The organism is Janthinobacterium sp. NFX145 (genome assembly GCF_049810325.1).
GTDB lineage: Bacteria > Pseudomonadota > Gammaproteobacteria > Burkholderiales > Burkholderiaceae_D > Janthinobacterium > Janthinobacterium rivuli.
In genome coordinates, this window is sequence record NZ_CP187360.1 from 2,296,122 (window position 1) to 2,313,857 (window position 17,736).

At 62.4% G+C, this 17,736-nt stretch carries 20 protein-coding genes; 9 read left to right on the top strand and 11 right to left on the bottom strand.

Going from position 1 to position 17,736, the window contains the following annotated elements:
- Positions 1-40 precede the first annotated feature (40 nt).
- Both ACPJXG_RS10235 and ACPJXG_RS10240 read left to right on the top strand, forming a co-directional pair.
- On the top strand, positions 41-1,486 hold the full coding sequence (locus ACPJXG_RS10235) for an efflux transporter outer membrane subunit (protein ID WP_425254732.1): 1,446 nt from the start codon (positions 41-43) through the stop codon (positions 1,484-1,486).
- Positions 1,487-1,636: 150 nt separating this feature from the next.
- Positions 1,637-2,194 carry a fasciclin domain-containing protein gene (locus ACPJXG_RS10240; RefSeq protein ID WP_219306891.1) on the top strand — a complete coding sequence of 186 codons (558 nt, stop codon included), beginning with the start codon at positions 1,637-1,639 and terminating at the stop codon, positions 2,192-2,194.
- 61 nt (positions 2,195-2,255) lie between these two features.
- Here ACPJXG_RS10240 and ACPJXG_RS10245 read toward each other — a convergent pair whose 3' ends face one another.
- The 6 genes from ACPJXG_RS10245 to ACPJXG_RS10270 all read right to left on the bottom strand — a co-directional run bounded on the left by ACPJXG_RS10245 (position 2,256) and on the right by ACPJXG_RS10270 (position 5,535).
- Positions 2,256-2,510, bottom strand: a complete 255-nt coding sequence (locus ACPJXG_RS10245; RefSeq protein ID WP_219306890.1) for a hypothetical protein — start codon at positions 2,508-2,510, stop codon at positions 2,256-2,258.
- 45 nt (positions 2,511-2,555) lie between these two features.
- Positions 2,556-2,897 (bottom strand): hypothetical protein, encoded by a 342-nt coding sequence (locus ACPJXG_RS10250; protein WP_035820017.1) that lies wholly within the window; start codon positions 2,895-2,897, stop codon positions 2,556-2,558.
- A 115-nt stretch (positions 2,898-3,012) separates the two neighbouring features.
- Positions 3,013-4,032 (bottom strand): serine hydrolase domain-containing protein, encoded by a 1,020-nt coding sequence (locus ACPJXG_RS10255; RefSeq protein WP_425254153.1) that lies wholly within the window; start codon positions 4,030-4,032, stop codon positions 3,013-3,015.
- A gap of 207 nt (positions 4,033-4,239) precedes the next feature.
- Positions 4,240-4,572 (bottom strand): hypothetical protein, encoded by a 333-nt coding sequence (locus ACPJXG_RS10260; RefSeq protein WP_425254154.1) that lies wholly within the window; start codon positions 4,570-4,572, stop codon positions 4,240-4,242.
- A gap of 38 nt (positions 4,573-4,610) precedes the next feature.
- A complete protein-coding gene (locus ACPJXG_RS10265; protein ID WP_425254155.1) occupies positions 4,611-4,988 on the bottom strand; it encodes a hypothetical protein in 378 nt (125 codons plus the stop codon).
- A 223-nt stretch (positions 4,989-5,211) separates the two neighbouring features.
- Positions 5,212-5,535, bottom strand: coding sequence for a hypothetical protein (locus tag ACPJXG_RS10270; RefSeq protein WP_425254156.1), 324 nt, complete (start codon positions 5,533-5,535; stop codon positions 5,212-5,214).
- Positions 5,536-5,748: 213 nt separating this feature from the next.
- Between ACPJXG_RS10270 and ligD the strand changes: the two genes are divergently transcribed.
- Positions 5,749-8,238, top strand: a complete 2,490-nt coding sequence (gene ligD, locus ACPJXG_RS10275; RefSeq protein ID WP_425254157.1) for a DNA ligase D — start codon at positions 5,749-5,751, stop codon at positions 8,236-8,238.
- Here the strand turns inward: ligD and ACPJXG_RS10280 are convergent.
- From ACPJXG_RS10280 to ACPJXG_RS10290, 3 genes are all read right to left on the bottom strand, one after another.
- On the bottom strand, positions 8,222-10,531 hold the full coding sequence (locus tag ACPJXG_RS10280; RefSeq protein WP_425254158.1) for a PAS domain S-box protein: 2,310 nt from the start codon (positions 10,529-10,531) through the stop codon (positions 8,222-8,224). The two genes, ligD and ACPJXG_RS10280, sit on opposite strands and share 17 nt — an antisense overlap.
- Before the next feature lie 120 nt (positions 10,532-10,651).
- On the bottom strand, positions 10,652-11,527 hold the full coding sequence (locus ACPJXG_RS10285; RefSeq protein ID WP_425254159.1) for a Ku protein: 876 nt from the start codon (positions 11,525-11,527) through the stop codon (positions 10,652-10,654).
- 3 nt (positions 11,528-11,530) lie between these two features.
- The gene (locus tag ACPJXG_RS10290; protein ID WP_425254160.1) at positions 11,531-12,508 is read right to left on the bottom strand and encodes an SDR family oxidoreductase; all 978 of its coding nucleotides are present in this window, start codon (positions 12,506-12,508) and stop codon (positions 11,531-11,533) included.
- A gap of 127 nt (positions 12,509-12,635) precedes the next feature.
- Here ACPJXG_RS10290 and ACPJXG_RS10295 point away from each other — a divergent pair, with 127 nt between their 5' ends.
- The 6 genes from ACPJXG_RS10295 to ACPJXG_RS10320 all read left to right on the top strand — a co-directional run bounded on the left by ACPJXG_RS10295 (position 12,636) and on the right by ACPJXG_RS10320 (position 16,114).
- A complete protein-coding gene (locus ACPJXG_RS10295) occupies positions 12,636-13,205 on the top strand; it encodes a TetR/AcrR family transcriptional regulator (RefSeq protein ID WP_425254161.1) in 570 nt (189 codons plus the stop codon).
- Between the two features lie 66 nt (positions 13,206-13,271).
- Positions 13,272-14,912, top strand: coding sequence for a SulP family inorganic anion transporter (locus ACPJXG_RS10300; RefSeq protein ID WP_176388514.1), 1,641 nt, complete (start codon positions 13,272-13,274; stop codon positions 14,910-14,912).
- Positions 14,909-15,298, top strand: coding sequence for an Imm1 family immunity protein (locus ACPJXG_RS10305; protein WP_099400593.1), 390 nt, complete (start codon positions 14,909-14,911; stop codon positions 15,296-15,298). The genes ACPJXG_RS10300 and ACPJXG_RS10305 overlap by 4 nt, the downstream gene beginning before the upstream one ends.
- 1 nt (position 15,299) lies before the next feature.
- A complete protein-coding gene (locus tag ACPJXG_RS10310) occupies positions 15,300-15,581 on the top strand; it encodes a hypothetical protein (RefSeq protein WP_099400594.1) in 282 nt (93 codons plus the stop codon).
- On the top strand, positions 15,571-15,948 hold the full coding sequence (locus ACPJXG_RS10315; RefSeq protein WP_425254162.1) for a DUF2750 domain-containing protein: 378 nt from the start codon (positions 15,571-15,573) through the stop codon (positions 15,946-15,948). The genes ACPJXG_RS10310 and ACPJXG_RS10315 overlap by 11 nt, the downstream gene beginning before the upstream one ends.
- Positions 15,926-16,114, top strand: a complete 189-nt coding sequence (locus ACPJXG_RS10320) for a hypothetical protein (protein WP_158300013.1) — start codon at positions 15,926-15,928, stop codon at positions 16,112-16,114. The genes ACPJXG_RS10315 and ACPJXG_RS10320 overlap by 23 nt, the downstream gene beginning before the upstream one ends.
- 4 nt (positions 16,115-16,118) lie before the next feature.
- Here the strand turns inward: ACPJXG_RS10320 and ACPJXG_RS10325 are convergent, their stop codons facing one another.
- Both ACPJXG_RS10325 and ACPJXG_RS10330 read right to left on the bottom strand, forming a co-directional pair.
- Positions 16,119-16,598 carry a GNAT family N-acetyltransferase gene (locus tag ACPJXG_RS10325; RefSeq protein WP_099400596.1) on the bottom strand — a complete coding sequence of 160 codons (480 nt, stop codon included), beginning with the start codon at positions 16,596-16,598 and terminating at the stop codon, positions 16,119-16,121.
- Between the two features lie 72 nt (positions 16,599-16,670).
- Positions 16,671-17,690, bottom strand: coding sequence for a T6SS immunity protein Tli4 family protein (locus tag ACPJXG_RS10330; protein WP_425254163.1), 1,020 nt, complete (start codon positions 17,688-17,690; stop codon positions 16,671-16,673).
- Positions 17,691-17,736: the final 46 nt, after the last annotated feature.

Below are 17,736 nucleotides of genomic sequence, written 5' to 3' on the forward strand. Positions count from 1 at the left end.
CAAGGAAATCATCTGGCGCGTCAAGCCCGTCTTGAGCGCCATGGCCGCCGCAGTCCTGCTGGCCGCCTGCGCGGCGCCGGAGTTCAAGCAGCCGCAGATCGAGACGCCGGCCGCGTTCAAGGAAGCGCAAACCTTGCCCGCCGTGCAGACGGCGGCCGATGGCACGCGCTGGAAACAGGGTGTGCCAGCCGAGCGCCAGGCGCGCGGCGAGTGGTGGCTGGCCTTCAGTGATCCGGCCTTGACTACCCTGATCAACGAAGCCACGCAAGCCAATGCCAACCTGGCCGTCGCCGCCGCCCGCGTCAAGCAGGCGAGGGCGATTGCCGGCATCGCCGAAGCGGACCGCATTCCGCAAGTGGGCGTGAACGTGGGCGGCCAGCGCAACCGCGCTTCCGCCGTGTCGCTCGGCTTGCCGAACGGCGCGCCGGTGGCGGCCACGAATGTCTACCAGGCCAACCTGACGGCCAGCTACGAAGTCGACCTGTTCGGCAGGGTGGCGTCCAACGTCAGCGCCTCGCGCAGCGATGCGCTGGCCGTGGAAGCGACTTACCGCTCGGTGCTGCTGTCCTTGCAGGCCGACGTGGCGCAAACGTACTTCCAGCTGCGCGCCACGGATGCCGAACTGGCGACACTGGAACAGACGGTGCGCCTGCGCGAGGAAAGCGTGCATGTGAACCAGCGCCGCTATGACCTGGGCGACATCGGCGAGTTCGACCTGTCCCGTGCCCGCACGGAGCTGTCGACCACGCGCGCCGAAGCCATCGGCCTGCAGCGCCAGCGCGCCACCAGCGAGCATGCGCTGGCTGTTCTGCTGGGCAAACCGGCCGCCAGCTTCACGGCGACCGTCAACCCGCTGCAGGATAGCGGTTTCCTGCCCGTGATCCCGGCCGGCATGCCGTCGTCCCTGCTGGAGCGCCGTCCCGACATCGCGTCGGCGCAGCGCACCATGGAAGCGTCGAATGCGCGCATCGGCGTGGCGAAATCGGCCATGTTCCCTGCCTTAAGCCTGAACGCTTCCGGCGGCGGCGCATCCGATACCTTCTCGGACATCTTCAAATGGAGCAGCCGCTCCTGGCTGCTGGGCGCTTTGATGTCGATGCCGATCATCGACGGTGGCCGCAACAAGGCAGCCGTGAGCCGCAGCGAAGCGCAGCTGGAAGAATCGGTGGCGACGTATCGCCAGAGCGTGCTGGTGGCCTTCGCCGAGGTGGAAGACAACCTGGCCGGCTTGCGCATCCTGTCTGGCCAGACGCAGCAGATCGACGAAGCCGTCGTCTCGGCGCGCCGCTCGGCCGACCTGGCGCAAAAGCTGTACGATGCGGGCCGTTCCAGCTATCTGGACCTGCTCGACGCGCAGCGCAACCTGGCGGCCATCGAGCGTAATGCCGTGCAGCTGCGCGGCAACCGCGCCGTCACCACGGTGGCGCTGATTCGCGCCCTGGGCGGCGGCTGGGGCGAAACGGAGCCGCAGGTCGCGGCCAACTAGTTTCCTGCCTTCGGCGATAAGCCTGTCGAAAACGGCGTCGTGCTTTGCACGGCGCCGTTTTTTTGTTTTCAGCGAGTTGAATCCGTTTGCGGACCGGCTGCGTAAATACTCCTGCAATCACGCAAACGCCGTCATCCAGGAGATACCATCATGCGCACCTTCGTTCCCGCAGCACTGTTCATCACATCCATGCTGGCCGCCAGCGCCCCGTTTGCCGCCGACATGGCGACCATGGTCGGTGGCCAGAGCATGTATCCGTCCAAGGACATCGTCGATAACGCCGTCAATTCGGCCGACCACACGACACTGGTCGCCGCCGTCAAGGCGGCCGGCCTGGTCGATACCCTGAAAGGCAAGGGCCCCTTTACCGTGTTCGCGCCGACGAATGCGGCCTTCGGCAAGCTGCCGGCCGGCACCGTCGAGACCCTGGTCAAGCCGGAAAGCAAGGCGACCCTGACGAAAATCCTTACCTACCACGTGGTGCCCGGCAAATACGACTTCAAGGCGCTGGCCAGGGAAATCAAGATGCACGATGGTAAAGCCACCTTGCCCACGGCCAGCGGCGGCAAGCTGATGTTCGCCATGAACGGCATGCACAACATCGTGGTAATGGACGAGGGCGGCAACAGCGCCAACATCAGCACCTATGACGTGTACCAGTCGAATGGCGTGATCAATGTCATCGACTCGGTGCTGATGCCAAAATAAGCGAACACGGACGAAAAAAAAGACAGGGAAAACCCTGTCTTTTTCATGTATGCCGCCGTGATTACTTGGCTGGCGTTGCTGGTTCTGCAGGTGTGGCCGGTGCGGCTTTTTCTGCAGGAGCGGCTTTCTTCGCCTTGTGATGCTTGGCTTTCTTGTGCGCCGCCGGCTTGACTGCTGCCGCTGGCGCTTCGGCCTTGACGACAGGGGCGACGACAGGAATCGGTGCCACTGGAGCGACTGGCGCGACGGCTGGCGTCTGGGCGAAAGCGGCGGTGGCGAACAGGCTGGCGATCAGGGTGGCGATGACTTTTTTCATGATGATATCCTTGGTGTTTTTTCGGGTTGACGCAATGAGAGTGAATTACTTGGCTGCTGCAGGTGCGGCTTCAGCGGTGGCCGATGCCAGCTTTTCGTCAGCCTTGGCCTTGGTTTTCTTGGCCTTGTGATGTGCCTTGGCTTTTGTGGTGGCCGCTTCCGCTTTGGCGCTGGCGACTTCCGTTTTCGCGGCGACGACTGCTTTCGCTTCTTTGGCATCCGCTTTGACGACGGCTTGCGCTTCCTTGGCGTCCGCTTTCACGACGGCCTTGGTGTGGGCCGCTTCCACTTTGGCGGGTACCGAAGCTGCCGCAGGTGCTGCCGGGGTTTGGGCGAAGGCTGCGGTTGCGAACAGGCCGGCGATCAGGGTAGCAATTACTTTTTTCATGGTGCAGTCCTCAGTGGTGGTTTGTCTGGTATGTCTGTTGGTGCCGGGATGATTCCCGTATCACTGAGCATAAAACGCGCCCCGGGACGCATGCGTTGACGGCCATTACAAACGCTTACATCTGCGTGGCATCCGCTTTCAGAATCGCCTTCAGGATGTCTTCCGAACGGCGCTGTCCATAAGGCTTGCCATACGCTCTGGAGGCGATGCTCACGACCAGGCGGCGCGCGGGTATCACGTAGATCTTGTTGCCGCCATTGCCCGAGGCGAAATGCACGGCGATCTTTTGTCCTGCGATGTCCTGCGTCTTCGCATACCAGAAATAGCCGTAGCTGTCGGCATAGCGGTCGACGGCGCCGATGGCCACGCGCGGCGCCAGCGCGGCCTTGATCCAGGCACTGTCGATCACCCTCTTGCCGTCAACTACGCCGTCGTCAAGCACCATCTGGCCGATTTTCGCCGTGTCGCGCGCGCGCAGCGACAGATTGCCCTGTCCCTTCGGATGGTTGGCCACGTCGCGGCCCCAGCTCCAGCGCGTGATGCCCAGTGGCGCGAACAGCACCTTGGCGGCGACATCTTCCAGGTCGGCGCCGCTGGCGTTTTCCACCACGCGTCCGGCGATGTACGACCCCAGCGAGTTGTAGCGGTAGATGCTGCCCGGCTTTGTTGCAGCCGGCACGCCGCGCACGAAGGCGGCGGGGTCGGACGCTTCATCGAGCTTGTCTTCATTGCCCGGCGACTGCTCGTCCTCATCGAAGGCGGCCAGGCCCGAACGCATGGTCAGCAAGTCGTCGAGGACCACTTTGCCTGCAGGGCTGCCGGCGACTTCGGGCCAGTAATCTCCCACCGTCTTTGTCGTCGCCAGCTGGCCGCGCGCCACGGCCGCGCCCACCAGCAGGGCTGTGATGCTCTTGCCGGCCGAGCGGATGTCGTGCAGGGTATCGGCCGTCTCGCCGTTGTAATAGCGCTCGGCGACGACGGCGCCATCGCGCAGCACGACGACGGCGCGCAAGTCGCCATGGCTGTCGCCATCCTGGGCTTGCAGGACTTGCGCGATGGTGGCGGGGGTGTCTTGGGCACTGGCCGCGCAAGGCAGGCACAGGGCGGTAATCAGGAGCAAGGGCAGGTGGCGCATGGGATAGGCTTCGCGGCGATGGTCGGAGTGCCAGTGTCCCTCATGTGCATCGTTTTGTCGCGTGCAAGCTGGCCTGTTCGATGAAGTTTGCATGAAGGCGCGGTGGAAGAGCACCATGCAAAAAGGACAGCCGAAGCTGTCCCTGGTACTCAACGTGGTCACGCTAGCGCAGACCCGGCGGACGCGCTGGCGTGACGTCGTTCGGGCTTACTTTGCCGGCGTGGCAGCAACTGCCGCGTCTGCTTTGGCTGCATCCGCTTTCACCTTGGCCTTGCTTGCCTTGTGATGTGCTTTGGCCTTGGTGGCTTTGGCGTCGGCCTTGGCGCTGGCGACATCGGCTTTCGCATCGGCGGCGGCGACTGCTTCTTTCGCGTCGGCTTTCACGACAGCCTTGGTTTCCTTCGCTTCCGCCTTGGCCACGGCTTTCGTGTGGGCCGCTTCCGCTTTGGCAGGAGCCGATGCTGCCGGAGTCGCAGGGGTTTGAGCGAAGGCAGCGGTAGCGAACAGGCCGGCGATGAGGGTGGCGATAACTTTTTTCATTGTAGTTCCTGGCGAGTGGTAAGGGATGCTGTGGGGGATTACTTGGCTGCTGCTGGTGCCGCTACCGGTGCTGGAGCAGGTGTAGATGCTGCAGCGGTGGCCGAGGCCAGTTTTGCATCGGCCTTGGCCTTGGTGTGCTTGGCTTTGTGATGGGCCTTGGCTTTTGTGGTGGCCGCTTCCGCTTTGGCGCTGGCGACGTCCGTTTTGGCGGCAACAACGGCTTTCGCTTCTTTGGCATCGGCTTTGACGACGGCTTGCGCTTCTTTGGCGTCCGCTTTCACGACGGCCTTGGTGTGGGCCGCTTCCACTTTGGCGGGTACCGAAGCTGCCGGAGCGGCCGCAGGTGCTGCCGGGGTTTGGGCGAAGGCTGCAGTTGCGAACAGGCCGGCGATCAGGGTAGCGATTACTTTTTTCATGGTGCAGTCCTCAGTGGTGGTTTGTCTGGTATGTCTGTTGGTGCCGGGATGATTCCCGTGTCACTGAGCAGAAAACGCGGCCCGGAAGGTTACGGTTGACCTTGTTTACACTTTCTTACAATCAGATGATTTAAGCGACGTTAATGAAAGAAGAAAGCGTGAAAATGCAAAAAAGACAGCCGAAGCTGTCTTTTTTGTGTGGCGCAAAAAACGCGCTGGGGGATTATTTGGCTGCTGCTGGGGTCGCTTCAGCCTTGTCTTCGGCGGCTTTTGCCTTTGCTTTGCTGGCCTTGTGATGGGCTTTGGCTTTGGTGACTTTGGCGTCGGCCTTGGCGCTGGCGACATCGGCTTTCGCATCGGCGACGACGGCGGCTTCCTTGGCGTCGGCTTTGACTACGGCCTTGGTTTCCTTGGCTTCCGCTTTGGCCACTTCCTTGGTGTGCTTGGCTTCGGCCTTGACAGGCGCGGCTGGCGTTTGAGCAAAGGCTGCGGTAGCGAACAAGCCGGCGATCAGAGTAGCAGTCAGGTTGACAATGCGTTTTTTCATGATGCAGTTCCTCGAGAAGTGGGGTTGTAGTTCAGGAGATGTATTTCCCCTGTCACTGAGGCAAAAACGCGCCGTACGGCAATAGCGTTGACAGCGATTCGATCTAATTACAAACACTTACATTTGCCGGGGCAGGCACTCTGTTAGCTGGCGTACCGCGCCAGGGACCGCAGCGGCCTAGACTCAAGGCCATCGTTACCGCATGGGTCCGCCATGAAAGCCGCCTTGAAAACCTATCAAGCCAAGCGCAATTTCGCCGTCACGCCCGAGCCTGCGGATGGCGGCGAGGAAGCGGGCGAGGCGCTCACCTTCGTCATCCAGAAGCACTGGGCCAGCCGTCTGCACTATGATTTTCGCCTGGAACTCGATGGCACGATGAAAAGCTGGGCCGTGCCGAAAGGGCCCAGCTACGACCCGCGCGACAAGCGCATGGCCGTGCAGGTGGAAGACCATCCCATTGCATATGCGAGCTTTGAAGGCACCATCCCCGAAAAACAGTATGGCGCGGGCAAGGTCATCATCTGGGATAAAGGAACGTGGCAGCCCCAGCCGGCCACGCCCGATGCGCGCAAGGCGCTGGCGGCCGGCGAACTGAAATTCACCTTGCATGGCCACAAGATGCATGGCAACTGGGTGCTGGTGCGCATGAAGGGTAAGGGCGACAAACGCAGCGAAAAGCAGCCGGCCTGGCTGCTGATCAAGGAAAAAGACGACGATGCCCGTCCGGCAGCGGAGTTTTCTGTCGTGGACGAATTGCCCGACAGCGTCAAGCACAAGGCCATGCCCAAGCGCAAGGTGGCCGCCGCGCCGCCCGATGCCGATTTGCCCGCCGCCCTGTCGCCCCAGCTGGCCACCCTCGTCGATGCACCGCCGCCGGATGCGCAAGACTGGATTTTCGAGGTGAAATTCGACGGTTACCGCATCCTCGCGCGTTGCGATGGCGAGCAGGTCAGCTTGATGACGCGCAATGGCAACGACTGGACGGCGAAGCTGCCGAAGCTGCGGCGGGCGCTGGAAAAGCTGGGCTTGCCGCCAGGCTGGTATGACGGTGAAATCGTCGTCAACGACGCCGGCGGCCACCCGGATTTCGGCGCCTTGCAGCGCGCGTTCGATGCGGAAACGAGCAGCGAGATCGTGTATTACCTGTTTGACGTGCCGTATTTCGATGGCCACGATCTGCGGGGCCAGCCTGTCGAGGCGCGCAGGGCGCTGCTGCAACAGTTGCTGCAGAGCTTGCCCGCGTCGCCCCTGGTGCGCTTCAGCGACGCGCTCGACGCCGCACCGCAGCGGCTGCTGGCCCACGCCTGCCGGCTGGGACTGGAGGGGGTGATCGGCAAGCGGCGCGGTTCACCCTACGTCACGCGCCGCTCGGGCGACTGGATCAAGCTTAAATGCGGCTTGCGCCAGGAATTCGTCATCGGCGGCTATACGGCGCCGCAGGGCGCGCGCGAAGGGATCGGTTCGCTGTTGCTGGGCGTGCATGATGCGCAGGGCAAGCTGCGCTATGCGGGCAATGTGGGCAGCGGCTTTGACGATGCGGCCTTGCGCGACTTGCGGCGCCGCCTCGACGCGTTGGCCATTGAAACAAGTGCATTCGTCGGTAAGGCGGGCGGCGTGCGCCAGCCCATCTGGGTCCGGCCGCAACTGGTGGCCGAAGTGAGTTTTGCGCAATGGACCAGTGGCGGAGCCGTGCGCCATGCAGTATTTCACGGCTTGCGCGAGGATAAACAGCCGGCCGCCATCGTGCGCGAGCGGGCGCGGCACATCGACAGGGAGAAGACCATGGAGAGCAAATCCATGCCGGACAGCGTCTTGCCGGCCAGTTTCAAGGTCAGCCATGCGGACCGGGTGATCGACAAGGACAGCGGCGCAAGGAAGATCGACCTGGTGTGCTATTACGCGCTGGTGGGCAAGCTGATGCTCGTGCATTTGCGTGGGCGGCCCGTGTCGCTGGTGCGCGCGCCGGCCGGCGTCGGTGGCGAGCTGTTTTTCCAGAAGCATGCCGATACGTCGACCATGCCCGGCGTCAGACAGCTCGATGCACGACTGGACCCGGAACACCCGCCCATGCTGGAAGTGGCCAGCCAGCAGGGGCTGCTGTCGGCGGCGCAGTGGAATGTGGTGGAATTTCACACGCAAAACGCGCTGGCCCGCGCCTACGACACGCCGAACCGCCTGGTGTTCGACCTGGATCCGGGCAAGGGCGTGGCCTGGCCCGCCATCCGCGAGGCGGCCGTGCTGCTGCGCGCCTTTCTGACGGAGCTGGGCTTGCCCGCCTGGCTGAAAACCAGCGGCGGCAAGGGCTTGCACGTGGTCGTGCCGATCCGCCCCAAGCACGATTGGGATACGGTGAAAGCGTTTTCGCAAGCCATCGTGGCGCACATGGCGCAGCTCATTCCGCAGCGCTTCGTTTTGAAAAGCGGGCCGAGCAACCGCGTCGGCAAGATTTTCATCGATTATTTGCGCAATGGCCGGGGCGCCACCACCGTGTGCGCGTGGTCGGCCCGCACGCGTTCGGGGCTGGGCATTTCCGTCCCGCTGGCCTGGGAAGAGCTCGACGAACTGACGGCGGGCGACCAGTGGAATGTGGGCAATGTCCACAGCCGTCTCGATGTTGGCAACACACCGTGGGATGGCTATGCGCGCAGCGCGAAAGGACTCGACTCTGCCATGAAAAAGCTGGCTTTTACTCCTCCGGCTTGAACGGCAGGACGGCGCGCGCCAGTTGCAGCGCTTCCTCGATGGCCGCGTTGAGCAGGGTGATCTCGACGGGCTTGGTCAGGTAGCGGAAAAAGCCCGCGGCCAGGCCATGCCGGATATCGCCCTTCATGGCATTGGCCGTCAGGGCGATGACGGGGATGTGCGCGGTGCGCGCATCGTTGCGCAGGATGCGCTGCGCCTGGTTGCCATTCATGCCGGGCAAGTTGATGTCCATCAGGATGACATCGGGGCGGCGCTCCAGCGCCAGCGCGATGCCCTGGCGGGCGTCGGTGGCCGAGATCATGCGCAGGTGGGGCAGGAAGCTGACGATGTCTTCCACCAGCCGCAGGCTGGCCGGATTGTCTTCCACGTACAGCAGCAGTGCCTGCCCGCCGTCCTCGTCCCCAGCGTCGCCGGCGGGCTCGGGCAGGTATTCCGCTTCCGTCTGCCCGGCGGGCGGCGCGGCCATCGTATCGAGTTCGATCCAGAACACGCTGCCCACGCCGACGCAGCTGTGCACGCCCATATTGCCGCCCATCAGCTCGACCAGGCGCTGGGTGACGACCAGGCCGATGCCCGTGCCTTCCTCGCTGCCCGCCTCCTGTCCCAGGCGGTTAAACGGCTGGAACAGTTCCGCCAGTTGCTCCTCGTCCAATCCCTTGCCCGTGTCGCGGATGGCGATGCGCACGCGTTGCGGCCCGGGCTGCGAAATTTCCAGTTCCACCTTGCCGGCAGGGCGGTTGTACTTGATGGCGTTTGATAGCAGGTTCAGCAGCACTTGCTTGAGGCGCGTATGGTCGGCCCTGAGCGTCAGCGGCTCGCAGGCGGGAAAGACGAGGAGGATCTGGCGCTGCTGCGCCTGCTCTTCCACCATCACGCGCACTTCCTCGATCAGCGCGGGCAGCGTCACCGCTTCCATCGACAGGCTCAGGCTGCCCGATTCGATTTTTGCCAGGTCGAGGATTTCATTGATCAGAGTAAGCAGGTGGCGGCCCGAGGTGACGATGTTTTGCACGAAGGCGCGCTTTTGCTGCACGGTCGCGGGCAGGGCTTCGTTGGCCAGCAGCTGGGCAAAGCCGAGGATGGCGTTCAGCGGCGTGCGCAGTTCATGCGACATGCTGGTGAGAAAGCGGTCCTTCGCCTGGCTGGCCCGCTCGAGTTCGATTTTCTGTTCGTTGAGCGTGCGCTCGATGCGCTTGCGTTCCGTGATGTCGCGGATGGCAGACGAGACCAGCACGCCTTCGTCCGTTTCCAGCGGCGACAGGCTGATTTCGACGGGAAACTCGGTGCCATCGCGGCGCAAACCGTACAGTTCCAGGCCCGCGCCCATGGAGCGGGCGCGCGGCGCCGCGGAAAAGGACTGGCGGTGGTGCGGATGGTCGTGTGCATAGCGGGCCGGGATCAGCACTTCCACATTGCGCCCTAGCAACTCCGCGCGCGAGTAGCCGAACAGGCGTTCCGTCTGCGAATTGACGAGCACGATCTCGCCATCGCCGTTGACGATGACGATGGCGTCCGGCGCCGATTCGAGCAGGCCGCGGAACTTCTGCTCGGCCCGGCGGCGGTCGCTGACGTCGCGGATGGCGCTGATGACGAAGGTGCCGATCTCCGTCTGGATCGGCGACAGGCTGATTTCGACGGGGAACTCGACGTTGTCCTTGCGCAAGCCCAGCAATTCCAGGTCGGCGCCCATGGTGCGCGTGCGCGGCTGGTCGAAATAGCGCGAGCGGTGCGCCACATGCGAATGGCGCAGGCGTTGCGGCAGCAGGCTATCGATTTGCCTGCCGCTCAATTCGCCCTCCGCGTAGCCGAACAGGCGCTGCGCCTGCTGGTTGGCCAGCACGATGGCGCCCGTGGCATTGACCATGATGACGCTGTCCGGCGTCGATTCGAACAGCACGCGATAGCGCACGTCGACGAACTGGGCGTCGCGCGCCGCCTTCAGCAAGGTCGTGTCCTTCATGGTGGAAATCAGATAGCGGGGACGGTCCGGCGCCGCGTGGGCGACCTGGCATGCCACGTCGACATAGATGAGTTCACCATCCTTGCGTCGCCGCAGCGATTCGCGGTCGTAGCTGCCGTGCAGAGTCAGCTGCTCGTCGATCAGCGGGTCTGCCTCGGCCTGTCCTGGCAGCGAGATCAGTTCCCACAACTGGTGGCCCAGCGCTTCGTCGCTGGCATAGCCGAAAATGCGCTGCGCCCCGGCCGTCCAGCGCACGACGGCATGCTCTTCGTTCGTGATGACAACGCCGCCAGGGGCGCCGTTGAGGATAAGCTGATCTAACTCGGCATCCATTTTTTCCCGCACGCATGACAGGGCTTGCCGGACGGCAGGCCTGTGCATAACGTAGCGAGAAGCTTGATCAAAGTCAATTCATTTATATGATGCAAGGTTCTCCTGGCTGCGAAGCGTGCTTCAGGCCGCTTTGCGCCTGGCGGGCGCCGGTTTGCGCGCGGTGGACGCGGCCGCACGCTTGCGGGGTGCAGCGGCCGGCGCTTTCTTGCCCAGGCTTTGCTGCAGCAGAGCCATCAGATCGATGACGTTGCTGTCTTGCTCTTCTGCCGGTTCGGGCGCGGGCGGCGTGATGGTCTTGGTCTGTTTCGCCTTGATTTTCTTTTTGACCAGCGCCAGCACGTCTTCGCGGTAGCTGTCGTGATATTGCCCGGGTTCCCACGCTTCGCTCATGCCTTCCACCAGCGACAGGGCCATCTTGAGTTCCTTGTCGGAAATCCCGGCCGCCTTCAGGCTGCTGCCGGGCAAGTCCAGGTCATCCGTGGGACGGAGCTCATCGGCGTAGCGCAGGGTGTTGAGCACGATGGCGTCGCCCACGCACACGAGCGCGCACAAATGCTGCTTGGTGCGCATGACCACGCTGGCGATCCCCACTTTATTCGCCTTGCGCAAGGTTTCGCGCAGCAAGGCATAGACCTTTTCGCCACCCTTGGCGGGCAGCAAATAATACGGGTGCTCGTAAAAGGTCAGCGGCACCTCAAGCGCATCGACAAAGGCCAGTATGTCGATGGTTTGTGTGGCCTTCACATTGGCTTGCCGTAAATCTTCCTCGGACAGCACCACGTACTCGTCCGTCTTGTATTCATAGCCCTTGATGATGTCGTCCCACTCGACTTCCTTGCCCGTCTGCTTGTTGTAGCGCTTGTAGCCGATGGGGGCGAAGTCGCGCCGGTCCAGCATGGACAAGTCCAGTTCATGGTCGAGGCTGGCGGAAATCAGCTCGACGGGGATGTGCACGAGGCCGAAGCTGATGGCGCCTTTCCACAGTGCGCGCGCCATCGCTTATTCCCCCACGCTGCCGGTGACGGGCAGGACGATGCCGCTGATGTAGCTGGAACAGGCGGGCGAGGCCAGGAAAACATAGGCGGGCGACAGTTCTTCCGGCTGGGCCGGACGGCGCATGTCCGTGTCCGCGCCGAATTTCTGGATGTCCTCGGGAGACTTGTCGGCCGGATTGAGCGGCGTCCAGACGGGGCCGGGTGCGATGGCGTTCACGCGGATGCCCTTGTCGAGCAGGTTGCCGGCCAGCGCCATGGTAAACGCATGGATGGCGCCCTTGGTGGTGGAATAGTCGAGCAAGTGCTTCGAGCCTTGCAAGCCCGTCACGGAGCCCGTATTGATGATGGACGCGCCACGCTGCAAATGGGGCAGCACGGCCTTGGCCATGTGAAAGTAGCCGTAGACATTGGTTTTCATGGTCAGGTCGAAGCGCTCCTCGCTCAGGTCGAGCAAGGATTCGGCATGTTCCTGGAAGGCGGCGTTGTTGACCAGTACGTCGATGTGGGTGAATTTATCGAGCACCTGGCTGACGGCTTGCTGGCAAAATCCCTGGTCGCGCACGTCGCCGGCAATCAAGAGGCAGCTCTGGCCTTCCGCTTCCACATAGCGCTTGGTTTCGTGGGCGTCCGCGTGTTCGTTCAGGTAAATGATGGCGACATCGGCCCCTTCGCGCGCGTACAGCACGGCCACGGCGCGGCCGATGCCGGAATCGCCGCCCGTGATGATGGCCACCATGCCGGCCAGCTTGCCGCTGCCGCAATAGTCGGGCGCCAGGAAGCGTGGTTGCAACTGCATCTGCCCTTCGATGCCAGGCTTGTCCAGATGCTGGGCGGGCAGGGGCGGGGCAGGCTGGCTGCGGTGGCCCGTCTGCACGGGCTGCTGGCTTTTCTGCTCGGCGGGTTTGGCGGTATCACGTTGATCCTGCTCTTGCTGGATGCTGCGCTGCAAGTTACCGGCGGACTGGTCCTTGTTCTCGTTCATGCTGGCCTCCCTGGAAACGAAGGTTCAGTATCGACGCGGCATGCGCATCAAACGGTGCGCTTGCTAACAGAGTGGCGCAAACGGATGCAAAGTTATATGATGATTGACATAAATATGGGAGGGCAGCATGAAGGTAAGCAGGGAACAGGCGGCGCTGAACCGCGAGCGCATCGTCGAGGTGGCGGCCAGATTGTTCCGCGAAAAGGGCTATGACGGCATCGGCGTGGCCGACCTGATGAAGAACGCGGGCCTCACGCACGGCGGCTTCTATGGCCATTTCGCGTCCAAGGAAGACTTGATGATCGAGGCGTGCCAGCATGCCCTGGAGAAATCGCTGGAAGGCTGGCGGACAAAGGTCGCCAGCGATCCGCAGCAGGCGCTGCCCGCCATCGTCGGCAGCTATCTGACCACCCGGCACCGCGACCAGCCCGGCGGTGGTTGCCCGGCGGCGGCCATGGGCGTCGACGTGGCGCGCATGTCGCCCGGCGCGCGTCCCGCGTTTACGAAGGCGACGCGGCAGCAGTTCGCGCTGCTGGAAGGATTGCTGCCCGAGGGGACGCCGGAAGAGCGGCGCCAGCAGGCCATTTCGACGTTTGCCGCCATGGTGGGCGCCATGGTGCTGGCCCGTTCCATCGATGACGAAGCCTTGTCTACGGAAATCCTCGACGCCGTGAAGGCGCAATTGCTGCAAGCGTAAGCACGTCCCCCTGTCAGCCGGCCTCGTCGCATGATAGGCTTCGGTTTTCAGATTTTGGGATCATCCATGCTGCTCTGGCTCAGGCAATACCGGCGTCCTCTGTTGGCCGGAGACATTACTGCCGGTATCGTCGTCGCCATGATGATGGTGCCGCAAGGCATGGCTTACGCCCTGGTGGCGGGCTTGCCGCCCGTGGTGGGCATCTACGCCAGCATCCTGCCGCCTGTGCTGTACGCCTTGTTCGGCAGCAGCATGACGCAATCGGTGGGCCCGATGGCCATCGTTTCCCTGATGACGGCCGCCGCCCTGGCGCCGCTGGCCGACCCCGGCTCCTCTTTATATATCGTCCTGGCCGCCCAGCTGGCCTTCATCAGCGGCCTCGTCCTGCTGCTGTGCGGCGTGCTGCGCCTGGGCTTCATGGCCAGTTTTTTATCGCGCCCCGTGATCAGCGGTTTCAGCAATGGCGCCGCGATCCTGATCATCTGGGGCCAGATCACGCCGCTCCTGGGCGCGACGCTTCCCCACTGGCACACGCCCAGCCTCGTGCTGGGACTGTCCGGCCTGCTGTTCCTGTGGCTGGCCAAGCGCTATCTGTCGCGCCTGCTGCAACGCTGCGGCTTGAACCAGGTGGCGGCCGACGTGGGTGCGCGCCTGGCGCCGATGGCGCTGGTGCTGGCCGGCATCGCGTTGGTCGCCTATGGCGGCCTGGAAGCGATGGGCGTGCAGACGACGGGCCACGTGCCCAGCGGCTTGCCCGGCCTGAACCTGGCTACCTCTGGCGCCCATTGGCGCACCCTGCTGTCGCCGGCGCTGCTGATCGCCTTCATCATCTTCCTGATGAGCATGTCCGCCGCCCAGACCCTGGCGCAAAAACGGGGAGAAAAGCTGCACACGAACCGCGAACTGCTGGGCCTGGGCGCGGCCAATGTGGCCAGCGCGCTGTCGGGCGGCTTCCCCGTCACGGGCTCCATTTCGCGCTCGGCCGTCAACTTCCAGGCGGGCGCCAACACGCCGCTGGCCAGTATCATCACGGCTGGGTTACTGGCGCTGGCGCTGGTGGCGCCCACGGGCTGGCTGGCCTTGCTGCCGCTGCCCGTGCTGGCGGCTACCATCATCTTTGCCGTGTCCAGCCTGCTGGACTGGGATACCTTGAAACTGTCGTGGCGCTACGACCGCAGCGATGCGCTGGCCCTGCTGGCGACGACGGCCGGCGTGCTGGTGCTGGGTGTGGAAGCGGGCGTGGTGATCGGCGTGCTGTTGTCGATGGGTACCCTGATCTGGCGCGCCAGCCGCCCGCATATCGCCGTGCTGGGCCGCATCCCGAATAGCGAGCACTTCCGCAACGTGGAGCGCTATGAAGCACAAACCTTGCCGGACGTCTTGCTGCTGCGCATCGATGCGGGCCTGTTCTTCGGCAACGTCGAAGCCGTCACGGAGAGGGTGGAAGACGAGTTGCGCGGCCACCCGACGGCGCGCCACCTGGTGCTGGTGCTGTCGGCCGTCAACCAGATCGACAGCACGGCCTTGCTGGGCTTGATCGAACTCAACAGCACGCTGAGCAAGCGCGGCATCAGCCTGAACCTGGCCGAAGTGAAGGGCCCCGTGATGGACCGCCTGCGCCAGAGCAGCCTGCTGCACGACCTCAGCGGCAAGCTGTATCTGAGCACGGCGCTGGCCATGGATGACTTGAACGGAGAAAAAGCATGACGATGGAATTGAATCTGCATGGCGAGCCACGTGTGGTCGATAGCGTGCCCGCGCTGGAGCAGGCGCTGCTGGACGCGCGTGCGCTGGCCCAGTGCGAACTGTGGCTGACCATGGCCACGGATGCCGAGCAGGGTGCGGCCCTGTGCATGCTGCGCAATGGCGGCAATGCCTGGCTGATGTATCTGTCGGGTCAGGACGAGCTGAGCTTTCATTCCTTGGGCGACGAGGAGGAAACGGGGGAATGCAGCTACCTGCTGTCCAATGGCCAGGTGGATGTGTATCCGGACGCGTGGTGCGTGGATGTGGAACAATGCCAGCAGGCTTTCATCGCGTTCTTCAAGACAGGCGGCGCGCGGCCGGCCGGCATCGCGTGGGAAGCGGATTGAGATGCTGCAAACCACGCAAACCATCATCGCCGAGATCGACAAGGATTTGCTGGCCGCGCTGGACGCCAGGGCAGGTTTGCTCACGCTGCGCGCCATCTTGCTGCGCTACAAGGCCAGCGGCGTGACGGCGGATCAGGTGGCCGCCTTGCTGCAGGAATTGCGCCCAGCCACGCAGGAGGGGCCGCTGGAAGACGTGATACTGGATGCCCTCGACATGGTGACGGGCTGGTGTACGCCGCAGCTGCGGGTATGGGACGGGGTAGGGGAAAACCGTGCATCCTGAAAAGTTCAAGCAGGTGATGGGCCTGCCGTCCGGCGAACGCCATGCGTACTTTGTGCGCAAGGTGGCCGATACGCAAGAAGTGTGGGGCTTGTATCATGCAGGCTGGGCCACGGCGCAAGCCCATGGCCACGTCGCCATCCCATTCTGGCCGGAAGCCGCATTCGCGCAAGCGTGCGCCAGCGGCGACTGGGAACATTTCCAGCCACGCGCCATCGCGCTTGGTGATTTCCTGAGCAAGTGGCTGCCTGGCATGGCAAGCAATGGCCAGCTGGCTTCCGTGTTTCCCGTGCCGCAAGGCGGTGCCAGCATCGCGGCACCGGTTGATTTACTGAGAGATATGCGACATGAGTCAGAGCAATATGAATGAGGGCAAGGAACGCCTCGACGCCTGGTACGACGGCTCGGCCATCTGCCTGATCGCCGTCGGCGCGCAGGGCGACCCGGTGGACCTGGGCGACGACGAAGTGCGCGCCCTGATCGCGAAGCTGCAGCAATGCCTGGCCGAGTCCGAAGCTGCGGCTACAAAAGATTGACGGCTCAGGCGGCCTCCAGCGCCTTTTCCATCGCCACGCTGGCCAGGCTGATGCCGCTGGGGTGCGCATACGCTTCCTTGCGCAAGGCCGTAAAGCCGGTCGCCGCGTAAAACGGCACGGCGTTCAGCGACGCGGACAGGTGCAGGCGCGCAATGCCGCGCCCGCACGCCAGGTCTTCCAGCGCCGCCAGCAGGCGCTTGCCGATGCCGAGTCCCGCGCGCGCGGGATCGACAAAGACAGCGTCTACTTCATGTTTATCCACATTCAGCATGGCGTAGCCGGCAATGGCCTCGTCCTGCATCGCCACGATGCCGCCACCCGCAGCCAGCATGGCGGCATACGCTGGCGGTACAGGCGAGGCCGTCCACACAGTAATTTGCTCCGGCGCATAATGCGTGGCGCAACCGACGCGCACGGCCACCGTGCGCAGAGCCCACAGGGCGTCGATGTCAAGGGGCAGGGCGGGGCGCAGGGTGATGGGCATGGACGCTTTCGGGGCAAAAGGATCATGCTAGCGCAATGGCCGGCATGGCGCCAGCATGAGCTGATCCAGCCGTCACTGCGCCGGCTTGTCGGGATCGATATAGTACGAACCCGGCGGCGCACCCGGCACTTTCACCCGGAACTTCAAGCCGGACAGCAGCTTGTCCCACAAGGCGATGGCTTCTTCGTCGGTCAGTGACGCGGCTTCGGCGGCGCCGACCATGTTGTGGGCGACTTTGGTGTACATCTTGACTTCCAGTACAGATGGATTTGCGATGTCTTTCGGCTTGCCTACCAATGCCCATTCAAAATCATGTACTCCATCAGGGCGCAGGATGAGTGACTCTTCCCCCTTCCAATGCTGAACGTCCCGCTTCCCTTCGCGTAACAAGTTCCGCTTGGGATAAGTCGCCCCCTGTATGTCTTTTGCACTCTGTATGCGGTTGAGCAAGGATAATTCGCCACGCAGTCGCTTCTCAAATTCTTCTGAAGAGTAATCGCCGTATGCATCCTTATTGGAACTCACCGAAAAAGTTATATCAGGGATACTTGGAAAATGAATTCCGACGTTGTCAATCTCTTGCTCTTTATATAAATTTTCTGCCAGGAAGCCATGTTCGAAGCAAACCCCAGGGTCTGAAGGAATTTCGTCCGTATCACGCAGCCGTATGTTTTTTGCGAGAAGCAGCTGTCGACGAGCAATTTCTTCTTCTCGTTCCCCGATATCCACATCTACAGCATCTCCAGCAATAAATGTAAAATCTCCTTTTGTAATATAAGTTTTAAAAAATAGAAATTTCATTTCCTTTGCATGAATGCTGTTGTAATAGCGTAATTGCCAACTATTTTTAATTGGGCCTTCAAGGTTGTATGTGATTTCTGCGCTCTTGTTTTTTTTAAGAATTTCTTCTATGTCTTTTTCTATTTTAAAATGCAAATTATTTGTTGTTATTTTTTCCACGTCAATAGTATTGCTTCCAATAATAAGTTTCGATTCGACTGGAACTTCCAAGGCATAGCGGCCGAAACATAATAATTTAGTTTTTGAAAACATTTTTTCCAATCGCTCATTCAATTTCGTTTTTTCAGGCATAATTTCCTCCTTAATCATAGAATTTTTTGTGCAAGCAATTATGGGG